The 21,044-nt window shown below is 67.2% G+C and carries 21 protein-coding genes and 2 pseudogenes; 13 read left to right on the top strand and 10 right to left on the bottom strand.

From position 1 onward, the window contains the following. Window positions 1-175: 175 nt before the first annotated feature. Window positions 176-1,018: pseudogene (locus L8K25_RS14070) on the bottom strand (ATP-binding protein); the annotation flags it as partial. Window positions 1,019-1,133: 115 nt separating this feature from the next. On the opposite strand from L8K25_RS14070, the gene L8K25_RS14065 reads away from it, so the two are divergent. From L8K25_RS14065 to L8K25_RS14035, 7 genes are all read left to right on the top strand, one after another. Further along, the gene (locus tag L8K25_RS14065; protein ID WP_242139602.1) at window positions 1,134-1,400 is read left to right on the top strand and encodes a hypothetical protein; all 267 of its coding nucleotides are present in this window, start codon (window positions 1,134-1,136) and stop codon (window positions 1,398-1,400) included. Between the two features lie 87 nt (window positions 1,401-1,487). Further along, the gene (gene rpmH / locus L8K25_RS14060) at window positions 1,488-1,622 is read left to right on the top strand and encodes a 50S ribosomal protein L34 (protein WP_010162954.1); all 135 of its coding nucleotides are present in this window, start codon (window positions 1,488-1,490) and stop codon (window positions 1,620-1,622) included. Window positions 1,623-1,654: 32 nt separating this feature from the next. After that, window positions 1,655-1,972, top strand: a complete 318-nt coding sequence (gene rnpA, locus L8K25_RS14055; RefSeq protein WP_010162953.1) for a ribonuclease P protein component — start codon at window positions 1,655-1,657, stop codon at window positions 1,970-1,972. A gap of 28 nt (window positions 1,973-2,000) precedes the next feature. Beyond that, window positions 2,001-2,234: a membrane protein insertion efficiency factor YidD gene (gene yidD, locus L8K25_RS14050; RefSeq protein ID WP_242139601.1), complete on the top strand. Its 234-nt coding sequence runs from the start codon at window positions 2,001-2,003 to the stop codon at window positions 2,232-2,234. Window positions 2,235-2,271: 37 nt separating this feature from the next. After that, on the top strand, window positions 2,272-4,041 hold the full coding sequence (yidC, locus tag L8K25_RS14045) for a membrane protein insertase YidC (protein WP_242139600.1): 1,770 nt from the start codon (window positions 2,272-2,274) through the stop codon (window positions 4,039-4,041). After that, window positions 4,038-4,673 (top strand): ribosome biogenesis GTP-binding protein YihA/YsxC, encoded by a 636-nt coding sequence (gene yihA / locus L8K25_RS14040; RefSeq protein ID WP_131527398.1) that lies wholly within the window; start codon window positions 4,038-4,040, stop codon window positions 4,671-4,673. Before yidC ends, yihA begins: the two co-directional genes overlap by 4 nt. 1,189 nt (window positions 4,674-5,862) lie before the next feature. Continuing rightward, window positions 5,863-6,243: a hypothetical protein gene (locus L8K25_RS14035; protein WP_242139599.1), complete on the top strand. Its 381-nt coding sequence runs from the start codon at window positions 5,863-5,865 to the stop codon at window positions 6,241-6,243. Window positions 6,244-6,499: 256 nt separating this feature from the next. Here the strand turns inward: L8K25_RS14035 and L8K25_RS14030 are convergent, their stop codons facing one another. From L8K25_RS14030 to L8K25_RS14015, 4 genes are all read right to left on the bottom strand, one after another. Continuing rightward, the gene (locus L8K25_RS14030) at window positions 6,500-6,967 is read right to left on the bottom strand and encodes an OsmC family protein (protein ID WP_242139598.1); all 468 of its coding nucleotides are present in this window, start codon (window positions 6,965-6,967) and stop codon (window positions 6,500-6,502) included. A gap of 2 nt (window positions 6,968-6,969) precedes the next feature. Further along, window positions 6,970-8,109, bottom strand: a complete 1,140-nt coding sequence (locus L8K25_RS14025) for a glutathionylspermidine synthase family protein (RefSeq protein ID WP_242139597.1) — start codon at window positions 8,107-8,109, stop codon at window positions 6,970-6,972. Next, window positions 8,109-8,489 (bottom strand): hypothetical protein, encoded by a 381-nt coding sequence (locus L8K25_RS14020; RefSeq protein ID WP_242139596.1) that lies wholly within the window; start codon window positions 8,487-8,489, stop codon window positions 8,109-8,111. Before L8K25_RS14020 ends, L8K25_RS14025 begins: the two co-directional genes overlap by 1 nt. 217 nt (window positions 8,490-8,706) lie before the next feature. Next, on the bottom strand, window positions 8,707-10,041 hold the full coding sequence (locus L8K25_RS14015) for a chloride channel protein (protein WP_242139595.1): 1,335 nt from the start codon (window positions 10,039-10,041) through the stop codon (window positions 8,707-8,709). An 86-nt stretch (window positions 10,042-10,127) separates the two neighbouring features. On the opposite strand from L8K25_RS14015, the gene L8K25_RS14010 reads away from it, so the two are divergent. Continuing rightward, window positions 10,128-10,796: a glutathione S-transferase family protein gene (locus L8K25_RS14010; protein WP_242139594.1), complete on the top strand. Its 669-nt coding sequence runs from the start codon at window positions 10,128-10,130 to the stop codon at window positions 10,794-10,796. 418 nt (window positions 10,797-11,214) lie between these two features. On the opposite strand, the pseudogene L8K25_RS14005 reads toward L8K25_RS14010, so the two are convergent. Together L8K25_RS14005 and L8K25_RS14000 are read right to left on the bottom strand one after the other, a co-directional pair. Next, window positions 11,215-11,319, bottom strand: a pseudogene (locus L8K25_RS14005) (transcriptional regulator); the annotation flags it as partial. A gap of 117 nt (window positions 11,320-11,436) precedes the next feature. After that, window positions 11,437-12,069: a PEPxxWA-CTERM sorting domain-containing protein gene (locus tag L8K25_RS14000; RefSeq protein ID WP_242139593.1), complete on the bottom strand. Its 633-nt coding sequence runs from the start codon at window positions 12,067-12,069 to the stop codon at window positions 11,437-11,439. Window positions 12,070-12,268: 199 nt separating this feature from the next. Between L8K25_RS14000 and dapE the strand changes: the two genes are divergently transcribed. Beyond that, window positions 12,269-13,408: a succinyl-diaminopimelate desuccinylase gene (gene dapE, locus L8K25_RS13995; RefSeq protein ID WP_242139625.1), complete on the top strand. Its 1,140-nt coding sequence runs from the start codon at window positions 12,269-12,271 to the stop codon at window positions 13,406-13,408. A 378-nt stretch (window positions 13,409-13,786) separates the two neighbouring features. Then, window positions 13,787-14,953 (top strand): glycosyltransferase family 4 protein, encoded by a 1,167-nt coding sequence (locus L8K25_RS13990; RefSeq protein ID WP_242139592.1) that lies wholly within the window; start codon window positions 13,787-13,789, stop codon window positions 14,951-14,953. 42 nt (window positions 14,954-14,995) lie between these two features. Here the strand turns inward: L8K25_RS13990 and grpE are convergent, their stop codons facing one another. Both grpE and hrcA read right to left on the bottom strand, forming a co-directional pair. Beyond that, window positions 14,996-15,547, bottom strand: coding sequence for a nucleotide exchange factor GrpE (grpE, locus tag L8K25_RS13985; protein WP_242139591.1), 552 nt, complete (start codon window positions 15,545-15,547; stop codon window positions 14,996-14,998). Window positions 15,548-15,567: 20 nt separating this feature from the next. Then, complete coding sequence (gene hrcA / locus L8K25_RS13980) at window positions 15,568-16,611, bottom strand: heat-inducible transcriptional repressor HrcA (protein ID WP_242139624.1); 1,044 nt, start codon at window positions 16,609-16,611, stop codon at window positions 15,568-15,570. A 145-nt stretch (window positions 16,612-16,756) separates the two neighbouring features. Here hrcA and L8K25_RS13975 point away from each other — a divergent pair, with 145 nt between their 5' ends. From L8K25_RS13975 to L8K25_RS13965, 3 genes are read left to right on the top strand one after another with little or no spacing between them, the layout of a single operon-like run. Then, complete coding sequence (locus tag L8K25_RS13975; RefSeq protein WP_242139590.1) at window positions 16,757-17,338, top strand: SRPBCC family protein; 582 nt, start codon at window positions 16,757-16,759, stop codon at window positions 17,336-17,338. Beyond that, a complete protein-coding gene (locus L8K25_RS13970; protein ID WP_010215963.1) occupies window positions 17,338-18,525 on the top strand; it encodes a zinc-dependent alcohol dehydrogenase in 1,188 nt (395 codons plus the stop codon). Before L8K25_RS13975 ends, L8K25_RS13970 begins: the two co-directional genes overlap by 1 nt. Before the next feature lie 23 nt (window positions 18,526-18,548). Further along, window positions 18,549-19,334: an SDR family NAD(P)-dependent oxidoreductase gene (locus L8K25_RS13965; protein WP_242139589.1), complete on the top strand. Its 786-nt coding sequence runs from the start codon at window positions 18,549-18,551 to the stop codon at window positions 19,332-19,334. Window positions 19,335-20,240: 906 nt separating this feature from the next. On the opposite strand, the gene L8K25_RS13960 is transcribed toward L8K25_RS13965, so the two are convergent. Beyond that, complete coding sequence (locus L8K25_RS13960) at window positions 20,241-21,005, bottom strand: TonB family protein (protein WP_242139588.1); 765 nt, start codon at window positions 21,003-21,005, stop codon at window positions 20,241-20,243. Window positions 21,006-21,044: the final 39 nt, after the last annotated feature.

Here is a 21,044-nt window from a genome sequence, read left to right as displayed (position 1 = left end):
AGATCCGGCTGGAACGATACGCAGTGGAAACGCTGCGAGATTATCATCCTGACGAGCATTTCTGCGAAGGCTCGCTGTTTTTTACAGCGTTTGCTTCAAAGTACGACACGAACGACAGATTCCGCCCGTGCCACTGCAATTAGTCTCTCCCCGATGCAATAGATCAGTCCTTTGCCACACCGCCGCCGACCAGCGCCGCCATCGACGCCGAGTGGTGCGGCGCACGGAACGGTCGCGCGCGCGTCAGCCTTCCACCGGTCAGCGTCCCCGCGACGCTCGCGACCATCGAGACTTCGAGCGCCTCCGCCGCATCGAGCGGCGGGAGGATGCCGGGCAGGCACGACGCCATCAGCGACTTTCCCGAGCCCGGCGGCCCCACCATGATGAGGTTGTGCCCGCCCGCCGCCGCGATCTCGAGCGCGCGCTTGGCGGTCTCCTGCCCCTTCACCTGCCGCAGGTCGGGGCCGGGTACGATCGGCTCGGCCTGCCCCGGCGGCGGCGCGGCCAGCAGGCCGTGTCCCTTGAAGTGGTTGATCAGCGACAGGATGTCGGGCGCGGCGAGCACGCCCTGTCCCGCCCATGCCGCTTCCGCCCCCTGCGCGACCGGGCAGATCAGCCCCTTGCCGAGCTCGGAGGCATGCAACGCCGCGAGCAACACCCCGGGCGACGGCGCGATCCGCGCGTCAAGCCCGAGCTCGCCGACCACGACATGATCCGCCAAATCCTCGGCATCGACGATCCCCATCGCCGCGAGCAACGCCAGCGCGATCGGCAGGTCGAAATGCGAGCCTTCCTTGGGCAGGTCCGCGGGGGAGAGATTGACCACGATCCGCTTGGGCGGCAGCGCCAGCCCCATCGCGGCGATCGCGCCGCGCACCCGCTCCCGGCTCTCGCCGACCGCCTTGTCGCCGAGCCCCACCACGTTGAAGGCGGGCAACCCGGGAATCAGCTGGACCTGCACCTCGACGGCGCGCGCCTCCAGACCCAGATATGCCACCGTCGACACGCTCGCGACCATTCGTTCCCCCCCGGGCCTGTTCCCGGGCCTAACGGACGCCGACACGAAGTCCACTGCCTTGCCAAGCGCGTCAGGCTTCCCACATGCTGTGGCGATGCAGTCCACGCGCCATCCGATGCTCCGGCTCACCCTGTTCTCGGTCGGCGTGGTGCTCGTCCTCGCCGCGCCGATCGTCGGCGCGATTCCCGGGCCCGGCGGGATCTTCGTGTTCGCGGCCGGTCTTGCGCTGCTGTTGCAGAATTCGCTGTGGGCGAAGAAGCGGTTCGTCCAGGCCAAGCGACGATGGCCGAAGGTCGGCCATTATGCCGACATGGGGCTGAGGCGGCAGAGTGCGGCGCGGCGCCGCGCACGCGATCGCGCAATCACCGTGGCGCGTGATTGACTAGCGCGCCCTTTTTGCCTAGGGGGACCGCTTACGAGGCCGTCCGCGTGGCGGCCCTTTTCTGTTTGCAGTCCTAGGGAATGAACGATGAAGCGGACCTTTCAGCCGAGCAATCTGGTGCGTGCACGCCGCCACGGGTTCCGCTCGCGCATGGCGACCCCGGGTGGCCGCAACGTGATTCGCGCCCGCCGCAACCGCGGCCGCAAGAAGCTGTCGGCGTAAACCGGGATCTCCGCGGCGCGACCATCGAGACGATGGCGCGCCGCGCCGATTTCCTCGCCGCGAACGCGGGGAAACGCGCGCCGATGCCGGGATTCGTCCTGTTGATGCGGCGGCGCGACGATGGTTCCCCGGCGATGCGCGTGGGCTTTACCGTCACCAAGAAAGTCGGCAATTCCGTCATCCGCAACCGGCTCAAGCGTCGGCTGCGTGCCTTGGCGCGTGAGCTGTTGCCGGTCGCCGGAGTCGAAGGCGCGGATCACGTGCTGATCGGCCGCAGCGGCGGGATCGAACGCGATTACGCGGCGATGCGCAGCGAACTGACCAAGGCGCTGGCCAAGGTGGTGCGGTGAGCATTCCCCGACCCGACGGCGGTCGTTGATGTGCGAACCGCGCCCCACCCTCCTCGCCCGCGCGCTGATCCTCGTCGCGCGCGGCTGGCAGATCGGCCCGTCGGCGGTGCTCCCGCCAAGCTGCCGCTTCCAGCCAAGCTGTTCCAGCTATGCAATTACCGCAGTTCGCCGCTATGGCGCTCTGAAGGGCGGATGGCTGGCCGCGAAACGAATCGCGCGGTGTCATCCCTGGGGCGGGTACGGACCCGACCCGGTCCCATGATCGCCGAAACCCTGATCGACGAACGGATACGACTCGCGTGAAGCACGACAGCAAGAATTTCATCCTCTTCGCGCTCTTTGCCGCGATCATTCTGCTCGGCAGCAACTTCCTCACCCAGAAGTTCTTCCCCGCGGCGAACCCGCCCGCGACCAAGGTCGTCAAGGGCAAGTCGAAGGCGCTCGAGACCTCGACCGGCCCCGCCGCGGACGGCGCGCTGGCAGTCCGCGACCGCAACGTCGTGCTGCGCGAAAGCGCGGGCCAGCGCGTCCGGATCGAGACGCCAAAGCTCAACGGGTCGATCAATTTGAAGGGCGCGTGGATCGACGATCTGACGCTGTCGCAATATAAGGAAACGGTCGCGAAGGGCTCGCCCCCGATCCGGCTGTTCTCCCCGCGCGGGACCAAGGACGCCTATTACGCCGGCTTCGGCTGGTCGGGCGACGGCGTCACCGTCCCCAATGGCGATACCGTCTATACGGCTTCGTCCAACGTGCTGCGCCCGGGCCAGCCGGTCACGCTCAGCTACGCCAACCCGCAGGGCCAGCGGTTTGCGCTGACCGTCGCGATCGACGACAAGTACATGTTCACGGTCCGTCAGGTCGCCGCCAACGGGGGCGCGACGCCGATCGCGCTGCGTGCCTATTCGCTGATTTCGCGCACCGGCGTCGGCACCGAGGCGGATACCTGGACCAACCACGTCGGCCCGATCGGCGTGTTCGACAAGGGCGCGACCTACGACATCACCTATGACAATCTGAAGGGCAAGGACGCCTCGTTCTTCGGCAAGATCTGGGGCAGCGGCGCCAAGCCCGGCGAGAACATGTTCGACGGCAATGGCGGGTGGGTCGGCTTCGGCGACAAATACTGGCTCGCCGCCGCGATCCCCGATGCCAACGCCCCCGTCCATGCCGGCTTCACCGCCGCCACGGGCAACACCTTCCAGGCCGGCTTCACGCTCGCCCCGCGCGTCGTCGCGCCGGGCAAGGCGCTGGTCACCACCGCCAAGCTGTTCGCGGGCGCCAAGGAAACCAACACGCTCGACCGCTATGAGGATCGCCTCGGCGTCCGCCACTTCGGCAAGGCGATCGACTGGGGCTGGTTCGAGGTCGTCGAGAAGCCGATCTTCAAATATCTCGACTGGTTGTTCCGCATGATCGGCAACTTCGGGGTCGCGATCATCCTGCTTACCGTCACGATCCGCACGCTGATCTTCCCGATCGCGCAGCGCCAGTTCGCGTCGATGGCGGCGATGAAGGCGATCCAGCCGAAAATGAAGGCGATCCAGGAAAAGTATAAGGACGACAAGGCGCGCCAGCAGCAGGAAGTGATGGCGCTTTACAAGACCGAGAAGGTCAACCCGCTCGCGGGCTGCCTGCCGACGCTGATCCAGATCCCGATCATGTACTCGTTGTACAAGGTGCTGCTGCTGACGATCGAAATGCGGCACCAGCCGTTCGTCGGCTGGATCCACGATCTGTCCGCGCCCGACCCTGCGACGATCCTCAACCTGTTCGGCTATCTGCCGTACCATCTGCCGCCGTTCCTTGCGATCGGGATCGTGCCGGTCCTGCTCGGCGTGTCGATGTTCTTCCAGTTCAAGCTCAACCCCGCGCCGATGGACGAGGCCCAGAAGCAGGTGTTCGCGCTGATGCCGTGGGTGCTGATGTTCGTGATGGCGCCGTTCGCGGTCGGGCTGCAGGTTTACTGGATCACGTCGAACCTGTGGACCGTCGCGCAGCAGCGGTTGCTGTATGCGCGTCACCCGGGCATGCGCGAGCCCGCTGCCACGAAGGTCGTCAAGGCATGAGTTTCGAACCCGAAGCGATCGAGGCGGCGCGCAAGATCTTTGCGGGGCCGGTGGCCTTCCTGAAGTCCGCGCCCGCGCTCGAGTTCCTGCCCAATGCGGACGTGCCCGAAGTTGCGTTCGCCGGTCGCTCGAACGTCGGCAAGTCGTCGCTGCTCAATGCGCTGACGCATCGCAACTCGCTCGCGCGCACGTCGAACACGCCGGGGCGGACGCAGGAGCTCAACTTCTTCGACGTCGGCACGCCGCTGACGTTCCGCCTCGTCGACATGCCTGGCTATGGCTTTGCCAAGGCGCCCAAGGACATGGTCCGCAAGTGGCGCTTCCTGGTGAACGACTTCCTGCGCGGGCGCGACGTCTTGAAGCGCGCGCTGGTGCTGATCGACTCGCGCCACGGCATCAAGGACGTCGACCGCGAGATCCTCGAGATGCTCGACAAGGCGGCGGTCAGCTACCGCATGGTGCTGACCAAGGCGGACAAGATCAAGGCGAGCGACCTCGCCGAAGTGACCGAGGCGACCGCGGTGGAAGCCCGCAAGCGGCCGGCGGCGCATCCGGACATTCTGGTGACGTCGAGCGATACCGGGCTGGGCATCCCCGAACTGCGCGCGGCGGTGATCGAAGCGATCAGCTGAGCGGCGGGGGCCCGCCGCCCTGGCGGTTCCCTCCAATATTACTTCCCCGGCGAAGGCCGGGGCCCAGGAGCGGGCGTTGCGTAAGTCAGCGCAGCACCCTGTTACCACGACCCTCGCTACTGGGCCCCGGCCTCCGCCGGGGAAGTGAAGGGAGGACGGACCGTTCGCGGACGTTGGCACCCCCAAACTCCGCACGGCGGGTGATCAAGGCAATCCTCTGAGGCGCTAAGGATGCGTTCGTCCGAGACGGCCCGTGCGCCGCTACCACCTCCCCTTCCTACAACCTCCCCGGCAAAGGCCGGGGCCCAACAGCGGCCGTTGCATAAGTGAGCGCAACACCCTGTTACCACGACCTTCGCTACTGGGCCTCGGCCTCCGTCGGGGAAGTGAAGGGGGGACGGACCGTTCGCGGACGTTGGCACCCCCAAACTCCGCACGGCGGGTGATCAAGGCAATCCGCTGAGGCGCTAAGGATGCGTTCGTCCCAGACGGCCCGTGCGCCACTACCACCTCCCCTTCCTACAACCTCCCCGGCGAAGGCCGGGGCCCAGGAGCGGCCGTTGCATCAGTGAGCGCAGCACCCTGTTACCACGACCTTCGCTACTGGGCCCCGGCCTCCGCCGGGGAAGTGAAGGGAGGACGGACCGTTCGCGGACGTTGGCACCCCCAAACTCCGCACGGGCATGATCAAGGCAATCCGCTGAGGCGCTAAGGATGCGTTCGTCCCAGACGGCCCGTGCGCCGCTACCACCTCCCCTTCCTACAACCTCCCCGGCGCAGGCCGGGGCCCAGGAGCGGGCGTTGCGTAAGTGAGCGCAACACTCTGTTACCACGACCTTCGCTACTGGGCCCCGGCCTCCGCCGGGGAAGTGAAGGGAGGACGGACCGTTCGCGGACGTTGGCACCCCCAAACTCCGCACGGCGGGTGATCAAGGCAATCCGCTGAGGCGCTAAGGATGCGTTCGTCCCAGACGGCCCGTGCGCCGCTACCACCTCCCCTTCCTACAACCTCCCCGGCGAAGGCCGGGGCCCAGGAACGGGCGTTGCGTAAGTGAGCGCAGCACCCTGTTACAGCAACCTTCGCTACTGGGCCCCGGCCTCCGCCGGGGAAGTGCAGCAATAGCGGGATCGCTCGCCGAGATTAGACGTCCTCCGCATCCTGCCCTATACCCGCTGGATGACCCGCAAGATGCCACCGCCCCTCCGCCCCGTCCTGCTGGCGATCGCGAGCATCGTCGCCGTACCCGCCGCCGCGCTGGCACAAAGCAACGACCCGGCGCCTTCCGCGCAAACCACCCCCGCCCCGCCAGGCGACACGATCCGCCTGAGCGACGCCGAGCGCGACGCGATCCTCGACAGCAATACGGTCGAAAGCGCCGCCATCGCGCGCGGCGAACGCGACCAATCCGGCAAGGGCGCGCTCGGTATTCACGGCGAGGTGGGTGCCGCGATCGGGACGAACGGCTACCGCAGCGCCTATGGCGTCGCGGCGATTCCGCTGGGCGACAATGCCGGGGCGGTGGTGTCGTTCGAGAGCACCCAGTTCGACGGGTATCGCCGCCGCCGCTGAGGGCCGGACGCGTCACGCCGCAATCCCATCGCCGCGACCGCGCCTGCCGACCTGGCCGTTCCTTTTTACCTCCTCCCCGGCGGAGGCCGGGGCCCAGTAGCAAAGGTGGTGGTTGCCGCGGGCAGTCCTCCGCGACTCACCGCTCGCTACTGGGCCCCGGCCTACGCCGGGGAAGCAGCAAAGGAAGCGGCAGAGGAAGGAGAAGGGGAAAGCACTTCCCAGCCCACGGGACGCGCTGCAGATGCGCACCCGTCGCTCACGCCACGCTATACGTCGCCGCGTGGTCCACCGGAAACGCCACCGAGCGCGCGATGAAGCAATGCGCATGGATTTGCGCATGAATCGCATCCGCCGCCGCAGCATCGCTCCCGGCCGCGAGCGTGATGCGCGGGCGGAGCACTGCCCTGACGAACCGCCCGGTCCCGTCGGGCGCGCTTTCCGCCACGCCGAGCGGATCGTCCGCATAATCGGTCACCACGATCCCCGCGGCGCTCGCCAGATGCAGATACCAGAGCATATGGCAGGCAGCGAGGCTTGCGAGCAGCATGTCCTCCGGGTTGGGCAGCGCCGGGTCGCCGCCCAGCCGCGGATCGTTCGAACATTGCAGGGCGACGCCGGCGGGCGTCACCAGCTCCCACTTCCGGTCATAGCCGTGGTAGCGCCGCGTCCCGTCGCCGCGATTCCCGGTCCAGCCGATCCGCGCGGTGAAGGCGTGCTCCGCCATGGCTATGCCTCGATGATGTGCGGCACGAAGCGCGCGGTGTTGCCGGTAATCGGCCCGTCCTCGCGGATCCCCATGCCGGCGGGCGCGCCATCGACCATCCACGCACCGATCACCGGGCGCTGCGTCCCGCTGCCGGGCAGGTCGTACAGCGCCTGATAGACGAAGCCTTCCGCGCCATAGTCCCCCGCGGTCTCAGCGAGCGTCGCCCCGCCCCGCACCAGCGTCACGTTCGCGCCTTCGCGCGCGAGCAGCGGCTTGCGGACGTGATCTCCAGTGAGCGGCGTGCGCCGTGCCTCGAGCAGATTGGAATGATCCGGGAACAGCTCCCACAACACCGCGAGGATCGCCTTGTTGCTCCACAGCATCTTCCAGATCGGCTCGATCCACAGCGTCGTCCCGAGGCTCTCGACCAGATCCTTGCCGAACGGCTCGTTCACCAGCCACTCCCACGGATAGAGGTGGAAGATCGCGTCGATCGGCATGTTGTCGAGATCGACGAACCGCCGCCCCGCGCTGTCCCAGCCGAGGTCCTTCAACTCGATCAGCCGGGTCTCGATCCCGGCGTCCCGCGCGGTATCGGCGAGATAGGCGGTGGTGACGCTATCCTCCCCCGCCGCATCGGCGACGTGCGCGAGATACAGCGCGCTGCTCCCCGGCGGTGGCGCGATGTCGCGCCATTTGGCGACGAGCGTGTCGTGCAGGCTGTTATACTGGTCGGCATTCGGGAAGACCGCTTCCTTCCAGTCCCACTGGATCACCGCCGCCTCGACCAGCGAGGTCGGGGTATCGCAGTTGAATTCGAACAGCTTGGGCGGATTGATCCCGTCATAGCGGCGATCGAACCGCCCGAAATTGAGCGCGGGCGGCTCGGCGTTCCAGGAGTCGTGAATCGCATCGTGGCAGAAGGCGGGAACGCCGAAGTCGCTCAACAGTTCGCGGTCGAGCACATGCTGCCCCGCTGCGATGAACATCTCGTACAGGTCGGCGCTCGCCGCCTCGATCGTCGCGATCTGGGCGGGGGTGAAGATGTAGCACGCGCTCTCGTCCCAATAGGGCTTGCCGTCGGCGGTGTGCCAGACGAGCCCGAGCGCTTCGACGCGCGCCTGCCAGTCAGCGCGCGGGGTGGTGTCGATCCGGCGCATCACTCGCCGCCCCCGCCACCGCCGCGCGCGCTCATGCCGAAGCCACCGCGCGAGACGGTGGCGGCGGATGCGCGGGCGTAGCTCGTCCCGGCGCGCGGCGACATGTACCCGCCCGCGAGCGGCCGTCCCATCGCGGGAACGACGCTGCCGCGCGAAAGGTAGTACCACGCCGCCGCGCCCATGATCGCACCGTTCATACCGTGCCCGCCACCGCTGCGCGCGCAATTGGCGTCCGCCGTGCGCACCCCGTTCGCATCACGGCACACCGCGACGTCGGACCGCGCGACGTCGGTCGAGGGACCGCAGCCGCTCGCCAGCAACGCGGTCGCGACGGCGCTGGTGATCGGCAGGAATCTGGGATCGAACGTACGCTTGGTCATCAAAAGGCCTCCCCGTGTATGGCGAGCATAAGCCACGCGGAGCCGCGCGAACAGGGAAACCGAGGGAAGCCGGATGCGCGTTACCGTGTTCCTGCGAAAGCAGGAACCCAGAGCAGCGCAGACCAACCGCTGTCAGGGCTAGCGACCCCTGGACTCCCGCCTTCGCGGGAGAACGGTGCACGACGGTTCTGCACCGACCAGCTCCGTCACCCGCCGCTCAGTCGCGCTTGTCCTCGACCAGCGCGAGGAACGGTTTGGCGAGCCCATGATACAGCCGCTCGCGGCATACCAGCGTGCTCGCCGCATCCGCGATCAGCGCGGTCGCGAACAACGGGAGAATCATCCCCCGCGCGGCGGTCGCCTCCATCACGATGATCACCGCGGTGAGCGGCGCGCGCACCACCCCGACGAAATATGCCGTCATCCCGAGCAGCACGACCGCGCCCGCCGGTTCGGCACTGAACAGCCCGGTCAGCAGGTTGCCCAGCCCCGCCCCCACCGCCAGCGACGGCGCGAAGATCCCGCCCGGCGCGCCGCTCAGCGTCGTCGCCAGTGCTGCCAGGAACTTGGCCGGGCCGAACCATTGCGACTGCCCGGTCCCCTCGACCAGCGCGCGGGTCGCGCCATAGCCCGTCCCCCAGGTGCCGCCCCCGGTCGCAATGCCGAGCACCGCCACGACCAGTCCGCATCCGAGCGCCAACAGCATCGGCCGGGACCGCGCGGCGGCGACCGGTCGCCACCGTGTCGTCGCGAAGCCCAGCACCAATCGCGAGAAGGCCCCCCCGGCGGCACCCCCGAGAACGCCGGCGACCGGGGTCAGCGTCAGCACCGCGCTCACCCCGAGCGTCGCGTGCATCGCACCGAAATAGACGTAATCCCCCGCGATCCCGAGGCTGGTCAGCCCCGCGATCATCACCGCGCCCATCACCAGCACCGCGACGCGCTGTTCATAGGCGGCGGCGAGTTCCTCGATCGCGAAGGCGACGCCCGCGAGCGGCGTGTTGAACGCCGCCGCCACGCCCGCCGCGCCGCCCGCGATCAGCACGCCCGCGGTGATCGGCACGCGGAAGTAGCGGTGGACCTTGACCATGATCGCCGCGCTGACCTGCACGGTCGGCCCCTCGCGCCCGACCGAGGCACCACCGAGCAGCATCACCACCGTCAGCACCAGCTTGGCCGCCGCGGTCCGCAGCGAGACCAGCGCCGCCGCCGCGCGCGATTCGGGCGCACGGCTTGCCGCGATCACCTGGGGAATGCCCGAGCCGCGCGCATAGGGCGCGAACCGCCGCGTGATCCACACCACCAGCACGAACACCGCCGGCGTCAGCGCAAGCGGCGCATAGGGCCAGCGGACGACGAACGCCGCGAAGGCGGCCTGCGCCCGATCGCTCACGCCGGCAAACGCCAGCGCCGCGAGCCCGAGCAACACCGCGCCCACGCCCGTCGCCATCCGCCGCCGCAGCCGCCCGAGCTGTTCCCCCGCCCGCCGCGACCCGCGCCGCCGCCACACGATGGAGACCAGCCGGACGAGATGGGGGATGTTGCGACTCATGCGGTGCGTCATGCGGGATCGGTCCCGGGGATACCACCCGGGATTGCGCCGTTGCGCGCCGTCCGGCGCTCGCTTAGGCAGGGCGCATGAAACTGATCATCGGCAACAAGGCCTATTCGTCCTGGTCCATGCGCGGCTGGCTCGCGTGCAAGCAGTCGGGCCTGCTGTTCGAGGAAGCGGTCGTCCCGCTCTACGACGAGGAATGGGACAAGCGCCGCGAGGGCGACGAGTTCGCGCCGTCCTCGGGCAAGGTGCCGATCCTGTGGGACGGCGATGCGGTGGTGTGGGACAGCCTCGCGATCGTCGAATATCTCGCCGAGAAGACCAGCCGCGACCTGTTCTGGCCGGCGGACGATGCGGCGCGCGCGATGGCGCGGTCGATGGCGGCGGAAATGCACTCGAGCTTCACCGCGCTGCGCCGCAAGCACAGCATGAACGTCCGCCAGATTTTCCCGCCGGTCGCCCCGGATGCCGATGTCCTCGCCGACCTGCAGCGGATCATGGAACTGTGGGCGCAGGCGCGTGCCCGCTTCGGCGGTGACGGCGACTTCCTGTTCGGCGCGTTCGGCGCGGCGGACATTATGTATGCGCCGGTCGTCACGCGGATCGTTACCTACGGCCTGCCCATCGCGCGCTTCGCGAACGGGTATATGGACGCCGTGCTGCATCACCCGTTCGTGCAGGACTGGATCGCACAGGCGCAGGAAGAAGAATGGGTGATCGAACAGTTCGAGCAACCCGCTACGACGGCCTAGCTCTACCGGAGCCGGGGCCGCCGCTACGCCGCCCACACCGGCTGCCTCCATCGCAACGGCCCCTTGGCCGCCACTCCGGCAAAGGCGAGACCTCTGCAAGACCATAGGTGTTCCCCCGCGGAGGCGGGAGCCCAGGCGTTGCGAGAGCCGTAAGCTGTTGTTTTGCCCGGCCCTGGATTCCCGCATTCGCGGGAAAACAGCAGACTAGGGGTCCGTGCACAGCCTTCGCATTGGGCGCACGAAGGCGCCGCACACACCGGCTGCCCCCATCACAACGGCCCCGGCCTGCGCCGGGGTGACGAGCGCGTTCGCCAGCCCCGAACCGCCACCAGCCGTCAGCCCGGCGAAGGCCGGGGCCGCCAGGGTACCGCAAGCACCGCCCGCCCACGTCACCATGGTCGCCGGCCGTGACGCGTACGGGCGTCAGGCGGCGGTACGGACGGCCCGCCACCGCGCTATCGAACGGCGGCGGATAGCCGGTCGCGTTGGTTTGCGGGATTTGCGCGAGATCGCGCTTCGGCACCATCGTTTCGAGGTTGCGCCTGCCAGCCTGACGCATTTCGGTCGTTTGGACAGGCCAACGAAAAGGCCGCCGGTCCGCATGGACCGACGGCCTTTCAGCGTGCGCAGCGCGCGTGGATCAGGCGTAGGCGACCTTCGCCTGCTCCTTGCGGCGCGACCGCAGGCCCAGGCCGATCATGCCGAAGCCGGCCAGCATCATCGCCCAGGTGGTGGGCTCGGGAACTGCGCTCTGGACTGCGGAGAAGGAGAACTGGCCGGCGTAATCGCTGGTGTCGCCCCCCGCGACGGCCTTGTTCCCGCTGACGTTGTCCGCGTGCGAGCGATCCCAGGCGAAGCCCGTGAAGGTATAGGTCGTGTCGCCGACCGTCGACGACGTCGCGTCGAGGACGCCGCTGATGCCCTTCTGGTAGATGCCCGAGATCGTCGCGCCGTCGGCGAACTTCAGGGTCATCGTGTAGCTCGGGTCCGAATCGGTGGTGCCGCCGATCGGCCAGCCGTCACCGTTGATCGTGAAGCTGTTGAGGCCCGCCTCGGTCGGATCGTTGATCGCCTGACCTTCGGGGTTCATGATCTTGCCGTACGGCTGCTGCAGGAAGACCGTATAGAAACCGGTCGCGCTCGTGGTGTTCCAGACAGTCGAGCCGTTCGAGCCGGTCACCGCTGCACTGACGAGGTTGGCAGCGGCGTTCGCGCCGGTCGAAACGAGCGCCATGGCAGTGGCGGCGGCAGCGAACAGGATGGCCTTAGTCATTCACTTTACTCCAGAAATTACCGTACTTCTCGAGCACAGGCTTCGCAAAAGCTGTGCCAGTTCAGCAATTCCGCGCGCCTTTATCGTTAACGCCTTTCGCACCTGTAAGCAGGGCCGACGGGTCTGGTCAGCGGTGCTTTTTTCCCGCGACCGTCCCGGGGGATTGAATGCGATGCGCGCTTGGGCGATGCCGGACGGCATGCAGTCTCCTTATTCCGCCGATGTCGTCGCGCTCGCCTCAGCGCTGATCGCCTGCCCCAGCGTCACCCCCGCCACCGGCGCGGTATTCGACGTGCTGGCCGATACGCTGGTACCCTTGGGGTTCACGATCGACCGGTTCGTGGCCGGCGAAGCGCCGGACGGTCCCGTCGAAAACCTGCTGGCGACGCGTGCGGGTACGGGGCGGCATCTTGCCTTCGCCGGGCACCTGGATGTCGTTCCCCCGGGTCAGGGCTGGACCGACGACCCCTTTACCCCGACGACGCGCGGGGGCCTGTTGCAGGGGCGCGGCGCGGTGGACATGAAGGGCGCGATTGCGGCGTTCATCGCGGCGATCCCGGAAGCGCCCGGCGCCCCGCTCAGCCTCATCCTTACCGGCGACGAGGAAGGCCCCGCGATCTTCGGAACGCGCGCGCTGATCGATCGCATGCGCGCCCGTGGCATCGCACCCGACCTGTGCCTCGTCGGAGAGCCGACGTCCGCGCATCGGCTGGGCGATACGATCAAGATCGGCAGGCGCGGATCGGTCAATCTCTGGATCGCCATCGCCGGTCGGCAAGGGCATGTCGCCTATCCGCACCTTGCCGACAATCCGATCCCGCGCCTGATCGCGATCCTGCGCGAGATCGAGACGATCGTCCTGGACACGGGCAATCGCTGGTTCCAGCCGTCGAACATCGAAGTGACCGACATCACGGTCGGCAACCCGGCCACCAACGTCATTCCCGCGCGGGCCGAGGCGCGGCTGAGCATCCGGTTCAACGACGAACAGAATGGCGCGGCGCTGGTCGCGCGGATCGAAGCGCTGGTCGCGCGGCACGATCCCGCCGCGACCGTTACCGCGCGCATCTCGGGCGAGGCATTCCTGACCGAGCCAGGGCCGCTCTCGACGCTGGTCGCGGCGGCGATCGAGCGGCAGACCGGGATCGTCCCCGAATTGTCGACGACCGGCGGAACGTCGGACGCGCGGTTCCTGTCCGCCCTGTGTCCGACCGTCGAATTCGGATTGCTCAACGCCACGATGCACAAGCTCGACGAGGCGGTTGCGCTGGAGGATCTGGCGGGGCTGACTCGAATCTATGCCGACATCATCGCGCACGTGGCGCTGGAGCGCCCATAGGATCGTCGGCGCGAAGCGCTCGCGGTGGGGTCCCCTCCCGCTACTGCGTCTTGCCCCCGCCAAGGAATAGGGTGTTGCGCATCAAGGTTAACGGGGCGTGACCAGCGTCATCCGAAATATCGATCAGTCAAATACCGATCGTGATGTGACAGTATTGTCATAAAGTGATCCGGTTGCTGGTTCGCACCGCGCGTCGTTTCGCAGTTCGAATGACCGTCGTCGCGGAAATGACCCGCAGTGTACTTCGCGGATCGTGCGAGACCACGGGTGCGCGCTGCGCAATTCGCGGCAATTTGTGCAGGATTCGACGCTGCGCCTGTTGACTTCGCGCCACAAATGGCGTCGAGCGCGCTCGTGATCGCGTATTGGAGCACGAGGTTGAGTTCGCAGACCCTGGTAGTTACGCCCAGCGTTCCCTTCGCGATGGACGGATCGCGATTCTATCTCGACATCAAGGCGGTCGACGGACTGAAGCGCTACGCGGCCTTGTGGCCCGGACGCGTGCGCTGCCTGATGCGCAGGGGGGATCGGTCGCAGATCGTCTTCGGCAAGGCGTATGACGCGGCGGACCTCCCGTTCGACGTGGTTGCCCGTGGCGACGCCCCGGACAGCAATCGCGCCGATTTCGACGACGCCGCGATCGTGCTGGCCGCTGGCGACAGCTACGGCGATCTGGCGATCCCCGACGTGACCGCCACGCCGACCGTGTTCATCATCGAGAATACGCTCGTCACGCGGCTGCGCATCCTTCGACTGAGCCAGGGGCTGACGCTGCGCACCGCCAAGTCGATGGCCTGGATGGTGCTGCGCGAACGCGACCGTCGCCGTGCGTTCGAGCAGGCCGCCGGGCTTCAGGCCAACGGCAGTCCGGCGTTCGACAGCTACCAGCACCTGTCCGAGGCGCCGATGCGCTATTTCGACACGCGCATGACCCGCAGCCAGCAAGCGTCGCCGGCGGAGATCGACCGGAAGGTCGCGCAGGTCCTAGCGGGCGCGCCGATCCGGCTCGCCTTTTCGGGTCGACTGGCGCGGATCAAGGGCGTCGACCATCTGGTGCCGTTCGCCGAAGCGCTCCAGCGGACCGGGACGCCCTTTGTGCTCGACATCTTCGGCGACGGCCCGTTGCGCGCCGCCATGCAGGACGCGGCGACGCAGAGCGGCCTGGGGGACAAGGTGCGGTTGCACGGCGCGGTGCCGTTCGACGAAACGCTGGTGCCGACGCTCAAACAGACCGCCGATCTGTTCGTCTGCACGCATCGTCAGGCCGATCCGTCCTGTACCTATATGGAAACGCTCAGCTGCGGCGTGCCCATCGTGGGGTACGACAATGCCGCCTTCCGGGGCATCGCGGCGCTGGGCAACGTCGGCGTTACCGTGCCGATGGACGATGTGAGCGCGCTGGCGCGCGCCGTCGCGCGGTTGAGTGCGGATCGTCCTGCGCTCGCGGACATGATCCGCGCGGCCGGGCAAGTCAGCCAGGACCATAGTTTCGAAAACGTCGTCCAGCAGCGGATCGATCATTTACGGACGATCGCGCAGGTCTGAGTCCCCGTTCGAGGCTCCCAGACCGCGCGATCCCGCAAGGGTCTATTGTGCTTTCGCGACCCCGACGAGCGCCGGCCGCAACAGCCGGTCCTTGATCATGTAGCCCGACTGCATTTCCTGGACGACCGTCCCCGCCGGCTGGTCGCTCGGCAGTTCGAACATCGCCTGGTGGAAATTCGGATCGAGCTTCTCGCCGATCGTCGTCATCTTGGTGATGCCGTGGCGCTGGAACACCGCCTCGAGCTCCCGACCGGTCGCTTCCAGTCCGGCAACGAGCCCTTTCATCTTCTCGTCGTCGCGCAATTCGGCGGGGATCGCATCGAGCCCGCGCGCGAGATTGTCCGCGACCGACAGCAGATCGCGCGCAAACGCGGTCGACGCATAGGCGCGCGCATCAGCGGTTTCCTTCTCCGCGCGGCGGCGGATGTTCTGCGCCTCGGCGTGCGCATAGAGCACTGCCTGCTTCGATTCGGCGAGTTCCGCCTCGAGCTTCTCGAACCGCGCGTCGGCGGCGTCATGCTCGGCGACCTCGGGAGCGGCTGCGGCGGTTTCCTCGCGCAGATCCTGGGCCTGGTTGGTGTCGTTATCGCTCATGTCGTCCAAAAATCCCGTGTTCAACCCATCAAGCGCGCGAGTGTCGCGGCGGTATAATCCACCATGGGCACGACGCGCGCATAGTTCAACCTCGTGGGGCCGATCACCCCGACCACTCCGACCACGCGACCGTCCAGCCCGCGGAACGGTTTGGCGATCACCGAGGACCCCGTCAGCGCGAACAACTTGGTCTCCGCCCCGATGAAGATGCGGGTCGCATCCCCTGCCGCAGCATTGTCGAGCAGCCGCGCAATGTCCTGTTTCCCCTCGAGATCATCAAGCAGATCGCGAACGCGCTCGAGGTCGGCGGCGGCGGCATCGTCGATCAGCCGCGCCTGCCCGCGCACGATCAGCACCGGGCGGCGGTCGCCATCCTCGCTCCACACCGCGAGCCCGCGCTCGATCAACGTGCGCGCGGCACCGTCGAGTTCGGCGCGCTCGTCGGCCATCTCGATCTCGATCCGCGCACGCGCCTCGTCGATGGTCAGCCCGCCGAGCATCGCGCTCATGTAATTGCCCGCCTCGACCAGCGCGGACACCGGGAGACCCGGCGGCAACGCGATCACGCGATTCTCGACCGACCCGTCCGCACCGACCAGCACCGCGAGCGCGCGTTCCGCAGACAGCGGCACGAAGCTCATTTGCCGCAACACAAGTTCGCGCTTGGCGACCATCACCATCCCCGCACATGCCGACAGACCCGAAAGCGCGGCAGTCGTCGCCGCGATCGCTTCCTCGACCGGGCCGGCGTGCGTCAGCCGCGCCGCGATTGCCGCCTGTTCCTCGGCAGAGGGTTCGAGCGCCTGCATCATTCCGTCGACGAACAGCCGTAGCCCGATCTCGGTCGGCATCCGCCCAGCGCTGGTATGCGGTGCCGCGAGCAGCCCGAGTTCCTCGAGATCCTGCATCACGTTACGGATCGACGCGGGCGACAGGTTGAGCCCCGACAGATGCGCGATCGCGCGCGACCCGATCGGTGCGCCGGTGTCGAGATAGCTCTCCACCACCACCCGGAAGATGTCCCGCGCACGGTCGTTGAGTTCGGTGATCGGGGCTGCGGTCATGCCTGTCATATGGCCCCCCTTGGCGCTTCGCTCAACCGGCGCGGACAACGACCGGATCGTCGCACCTGATCGAGGTTATCCTCTTTTCGCAGGAACCGCCCCGCCCCCCCGGCGCGTTAACGACACCGCAACCCAGGAGGGCCCGATGCCAGACGTCACCACCGACGATGCCCCGTTATCCGCATCCAAACATACATCTGCCGCGGTCGAGGCGATGACGGACTCGCTGCTCGAAAAGCGTGGCGATTCGGTCGTCGGCCGCGCGGTCACGATCAACCGGCCGCGTGCCGAACTCTTTGCCTATTTCCGCGACTTCACCAATCTCCCGACGTTCATGGACAATGTCGAGCGGATCGACGTGCTCGACGCGAAGCGGTCGCATTGGGTGGTGAAAGCCCCCGGCGGCAAGATGGTCGAATGGGATTCGGTCGTCACCGACGAAGTCGATGGCGAGTATGTCGCCTGGGCGTCCGAGCCCGGTGCCGACATCGACAATAGCGGTCGCGTCGATTTCCGCGATGCGGGCGCGCGCGGCACCATCGTCACCGCGACGCTGCTGTACGATCCGCCCGCGGGTGTCGTCGGCAAGCTGATCGCCAAGCTGTTCCAGCGCGAACCTGCGATCCAGGCGCGACGCGACCTGCGCCGCTTCAAGCAATTGATGGAAACCGGCGAAGTCGCCACCGCCGCGCAGACGCGCAAACAATATGAAGAGGAGAAGGCCTGATGCGCGCGCTGACTTGGCACGGCCGTCACGACGTCCGCGTCGACACCGTCGACGATCCCGAAATCATCAACCCCCGCGACGCGATCATCAAGATCACCGCGACCGCGATCTGCGGCTCCGACCTGCATCTATACGACGGCTATATCCCGACCATGCAGTCGGGCGACATCCTCGGCCATGAATTCATGGGCGAAGTCGTCGAGATCGGCCCCAAATCGACGCTCAAGAAGGGCCAGAAGGTCGTCGTCCCGTTCACCATCGCGTGCGGCAGCTGCTATCATTGCGGCAAGCACCAATATTCGGCGTGCGACAACGGTTTGCCCGCAGACAATCAGGACATCGCGCAGACGCTGTATGGCCAGCCGATGTCGGGGCTGTTCGGCTACAGCCACATGACCGGCGGTTATGCGGGCGGCCAGGCGGAATATGTCCGCGTGCCGTTCAGCGACGTCGGCCCGATCGTCATTCCCGAGGGGATCGACGACGAGAAGGTGCTGTTCTTGTCGGACATTCTGCCGACCGGCTGGATGGCGGCGGAGAATGCCGACATCGAACCCGGCGATACCGTCGCGGTCTGGGGGTGCGGCCCGGTCGGGCTGTTCGCGGTGCAGTCGGCGTTCCTGATGGGGGCCGAACGCGTGATCGCGATCGATCACTTCCCGCGCCGTCTCGAACTCGCGAAGAAGTTCGGCGCGGAGACGATCAACTTCGAGGATTCCGCGGTCTATGACGCGCTGATGGAGATGACCGGCGGAATCGGTCCCGACGCCGTGATCGACAGCGTCGGATTGGAAGCGCACGGCTTCTTCGTCGACAACGTCATCGATCAGATCAAGAAGTCGACCTTCCTCGGCACCGATCGCACGCACGCGATCCGTCAGGCGATCTACGCCTGCCGCAAGGGTGGCCGTGTCTCGATGCCTGCGGTGTACGGCGGGTTCGTCGACAAATTCCCGCTCGGCGCGTTCATGGAAAAGGGCCTGACGCTCAAGACCGGGCAGACCCACGTCCAGCATTACCTGCCCGGACTGCTCGCCGCCATCCTCGAGGAGAAGATCGACACGACCTTCCTCATCTCGCACCGGCTGTCGCTCGAGGAAGCCCCGCAGGGCTACAAGATGTTCCACGACAACCAGAATGAGGTGACCAAGGTCGTCCTCAAGCCCGGCCTCGCGCCCACGCTCTGACCCATATTTCAGGAGAGACCAACATGGCCAACAAACTCGCAATCGTCACCGGCGCATCGACCGGGATCGGCTTCGAACTCGCCACCATCGCGGCGAAGGACGGCTACGACCTGATCGTCGTCGCGAACGAAGCGCTGATCGATTCCGCCGCCGCCGACTTCAAGCAGTTCGGCACTGACGTCCAGTCGGTCAACGCCGACCTGTCGTCGATCGAAGGCGTCGACCAGTTGCTCGATGCCACCGGGGGCCGTCAGGTCGATCTGCTGTGCGAGAATGCCGGGATCGGCACCGGTGGCGCGTTCCTCGACCAGGACGTCGCCAAGTGGCGGCGCTCGGTGGACACCAACATCACGGGCACGGTCTATCTCATCCAGCGCGTCCTCAAGGACATGGTCGCGCGGGACGATGGCAAGATCCTCGTCACCGGGTCGGTCGCAGGCTACATTCCGGGCGCGTTCAACGCGGTGTACAACGGCACCAAGGCGTTCGTGGACAACTGGACCGAGGCTTTGCGCAACGAGATCAAGGAGTCGAAGGGCGTCACGATCACGACGTTGATGCCCGGCCCGGTCGAGACCGAATTCTTCGACCGCGCCGGCATGAACGACACCAGCGTCGGCCAGAGCGACAGCAAGAGTGATCCGGCCAAGGTCGCGAAGGACGGCTGGGAGGCGTTGTTCGCGGGCAAGGGGAGCATCGTCTCGGGACTGTCGAACAAGCTGCAGGTCGCGGCCACGGGCGTCTTGCCCCCTTCGTTCGTTGCCGAGCAGCATCGCAAGATGGCGGAGCCCGGCAGCGGCACGGAGTAAGCTTCGGGTTGGTGCTATCCCCGGCCATAAGCGCCGGGGATAGCCGCTAACCACCCTTCTGTTGTTAGCGCTTCCCCGGCGAAGGCCGGGGCCCAGTAGTGAGACGGATAGAAGCGGACGCTGTGCCCAATCTCCTCCGATCTCTCTACTGGGCCCCGGCCGTCGCCGGGGAGGCGTGCAAGGGTGATGGCGGCATGATCGACCTTCCTCGTCGCCGCCTTCCCCACGCTCGATCCGTCAAATCCGCTTCACCTGAAATCATATCCGGCACCCGCAGGAGCGAATAACGACCCACTGCGCAGCCCTCACCCCCCCCCGGCGAAGGCCGGGGCCCAATAGTGAGACGGGTAGAAGCGGACGCTGTGCCCGGTGTCCTCTGACCGCTCTATTGGGCCTCGGCCTTCGCCGGGGAGGCGTTCAAGAGTGGTGGCAGCGTGATCGATCTTCCTCGCCCCCGCCTTCCCCCGCTCGATCCGTCAAACCTGCCTCACCTGAAATCATATCCGGCACCCGCCGGGGTCGGTAACTGCCCACCGCACAGTCCCCAACCTCCCCGGCGAAGGCCGGGGCCCAGTAGTGAGACGGGTAGAAGCGGACGCTGCGCCCGGTGTCCTCTGACCGCTCTATTGGGCCCCGGCCTTCGCCGGGGAGGCGTTCAAGAGTGGTGGCAGCGTGATCGATCTTCCTCGTCCCCGCCTTCCCCCGCTCGATCCGTCAAACCTGCCTCACCTGAAATCATATCCGGCACCCGCCGGGGTAAGTAACTACCCATCGCACAGTCCCCCCCCGGCGAAGGCCGGGGCCCAGTAGTGAGACGGGTAGAAGCGGGCGCTGTGCCAAATTTCCTCCGACCTCTCTACTGGGCCCCGGCCTTCGCCGGGGAAGTAACAAGGTGGGGGAAACCCGCTACTCCTCTTCGTCCCCGCCTTCCACACGGTCCGACGTCCAAACCTGCTCGCCTGCAACCGTATCCGGGACGGCCATTCCGGCCGCCGTCCTGGTCGGACGGTAACGAAGTTTTGCAACGGTCAGCCCGCACGTCGCCGCGTCCAGCCGGGCGTTGCCGCTGGAGCGGGTGATCCGGCACGCAGTGACGCGGCCCTTGACGCCGACGACAAATTCCATCTCGACGGTGCCTGTGACATTTGCGGCGTACAGGTCTCGCGGCAGATCACGATAGCGAAGCGGCCCGCTGATCAATCGGAGCGGGATCTCCCCGCCCCCGCCGCCATCGCCATCACCGCCGCGACCGCTGCCGCGCCCATTGCCCTGCCCGCCGCTCCCCGTCCCCGGCCCGACCACGGGTGCCGCCCCCGCCTTGGGGTCCGTCCCCGGCCCGGCCACGGGTGCCACCACGATCGGCGGCGGCTTGGGCAGACGGATCACCGGTGGCGGCACAACGACTTCGGTCGGCTTGGCGGTGAGGTTCGGCGGTGCGGCTTCGGCCTCCTTGCGCTTCTCCGCCTTGCGCGGTGCGGGCACGACCTCCTTCTTGGGCGGCGGCGGAGCGGGCGGAAGCACCGAAAACGCCTTCATCTCCTCGACCACGCGGGTGCGAAAATCGACCGACAGCCCCGTCACCAGCCCGTATCCGATCGCCACCACCAGCAACGCGGCCCCGCCCGCCCCCTTGATCCGGTCGCCAGTCGAGGAAGGTTGGTAGGTCGTCATCAGGGGGTCGGGCTCCGGGGTCGCGGCCCCTTCAGATAG

This window comes from Sphingomonas sp. TREG-RG-20F-R18-01 (assembly GCF_022662475.1).
GTDB lineage: Bacteria > Pseudomonadota > Alphaproteobacteria > Sphingomonadales > Sphingomonadaceae > Sphingomonas.
The sequence above is the reverse complement of the archived record's forward strand: the minus strand, read 5'-3'. Positions and strand labels throughout refer to the sequence as shown.

What these genes read in the sequence shown, in the direction of transcription:
- L8K25_RS14015 (WP_242139595.1), bottom strand. Translation starts at nt 10,041, where the DNA reads ATGAGTCGCAACATCCCCCATCTCGTCCGGCTGGTCTCCATCGTGTGG.
- yihA (WP_131527398.1), top strand. Translation starts at nt 4,038, where the DNA reads ATGAGTTTCGAACCCGAAGCGATCGAGGCGGCGCGCAAGATCTTTGCG.
- dapE (WP_242139625.1), top strand. Translation starts at nt 12,269, where the DNA reads ATGCAGTCTCCTTATTCCGCCGATGTCGTCGCGCTCGCCTCAGCGCTG.
- L8K25_RS14030 (WP_242139598.1), bottom strand. Translation starts at nt 6,967, where the DNA reads ATGGCGGAGCACGCCTTCACCGCGCGGATCGGCTGGACCGGGAATCGC.
- hrcA (WP_242139624.1), bottom strand. Translation starts at nt 16,611, where the DNA reads ATGACCGCAGCCCCGATCACCGAACTCAACGACCGTGCGCGGGACATC.
- L8K25_RS13970 (WP_010215963.1), top strand. Translation starts at nt 17,338, where the DNA reads ATGCGCGCGCTGACTTGGCACGGCCGTCACGACGTCCGCGTCGACACC.
- L8K25_RS13975 (WP_242139590.1), top strand. Translation starts at nt 16,757, where the DNA reads ATGCCAGACGTCACCACCGACGATGCCCCGTTATCCGCATCCAAACAT.
- L8K25_RS14035 (WP_242139599.1), top strand. Translation starts at nt 5,863, where the DNA reads ATGCCACCGCCCCTCCGCCCCGTCCTGCTGGCGATCGCGAGCATCGTC.
- rpmH (WP_010162954.1), top strand. Translation starts at nt 1,488, where the DNA reads ATGAAGCGGACCTTTCAGCCGAGCAATCTGGTGCGTGCACGCCGCCAC.
- L8K25_RS14025 (WP_242139597.1), bottom strand. Translation starts at nt 8,109, where the DNA reads ATGCGCCGGATCGACACCACCCCGCGCGCTGACTGGCAGGCGCGCGTC.
- L8K25_RS14020 (WP_242139596.1), bottom strand. Translation starts at nt 8,489, where the DNA reads ATGACCAAGCGTACGTTCGATCCCAGATTCCTGCCGATCACCAGCGCC.
- L8K25_RS14065 (WP_242139602.1), top strand. Translation starts at nt 1,134, where the DNA reads ATGCTCCGGCTCACCCTGTTCTCGGTCGGCGTGGTGCTCGTCCTCGCC.
- yidD (WP_242139601.1), top strand. Translation starts at nt 2,001, where the DNA reads ATGTGCGAACCGCGCCCCACCCTCCTCGCCCGCGCGCTGATCCTCGTC.
- L8K25_RS14000 (WP_242139593.1), bottom strand. Translation starts at nt 12,069, where the DNA reads ATGACTAAGGCCATCCTGTTCGCTGCCGCCGCCACTGCCATGGCGCTC.
- rnpA (WP_010162953.1), top strand. Translation starts at nt 1,655, where the DNA reads ATGGCGCGCCGCGCCGATTTCCTCGCCGCGAACGCGGGGAAACGCGCG.
- grpE (WP_242139591.1), bottom strand. Translation starts at nt 15,547, where the DNA reads ATGAGCGATAACGACACCAACCAGGCCCAGGATCTGCGCGAGGAAACC.
- L8K25_RS13965 (WP_242139589.1), top strand. Translation starts at nt 18,549, where the DNA reads ATGGCCAACAAACTCGCAATCGTCACCGGCGCATCGACCGGGATCGGC.
- L8K25_RS14010 (WP_242139594.1), top strand. Translation starts at nt 10,128, where the DNA reads ATGAAACTGATCATCGGCAACAAGGCCTATTCGTCCTGGTCCATGCGC.
- L8K25_RS13960 (WP_242139588.1), bottom strand. Translation starts at nt 21,005, where the DNA reads ATGACGACCTACCAACCTTCCTCGACTGGCGACCGGATCAAGGGGGCG.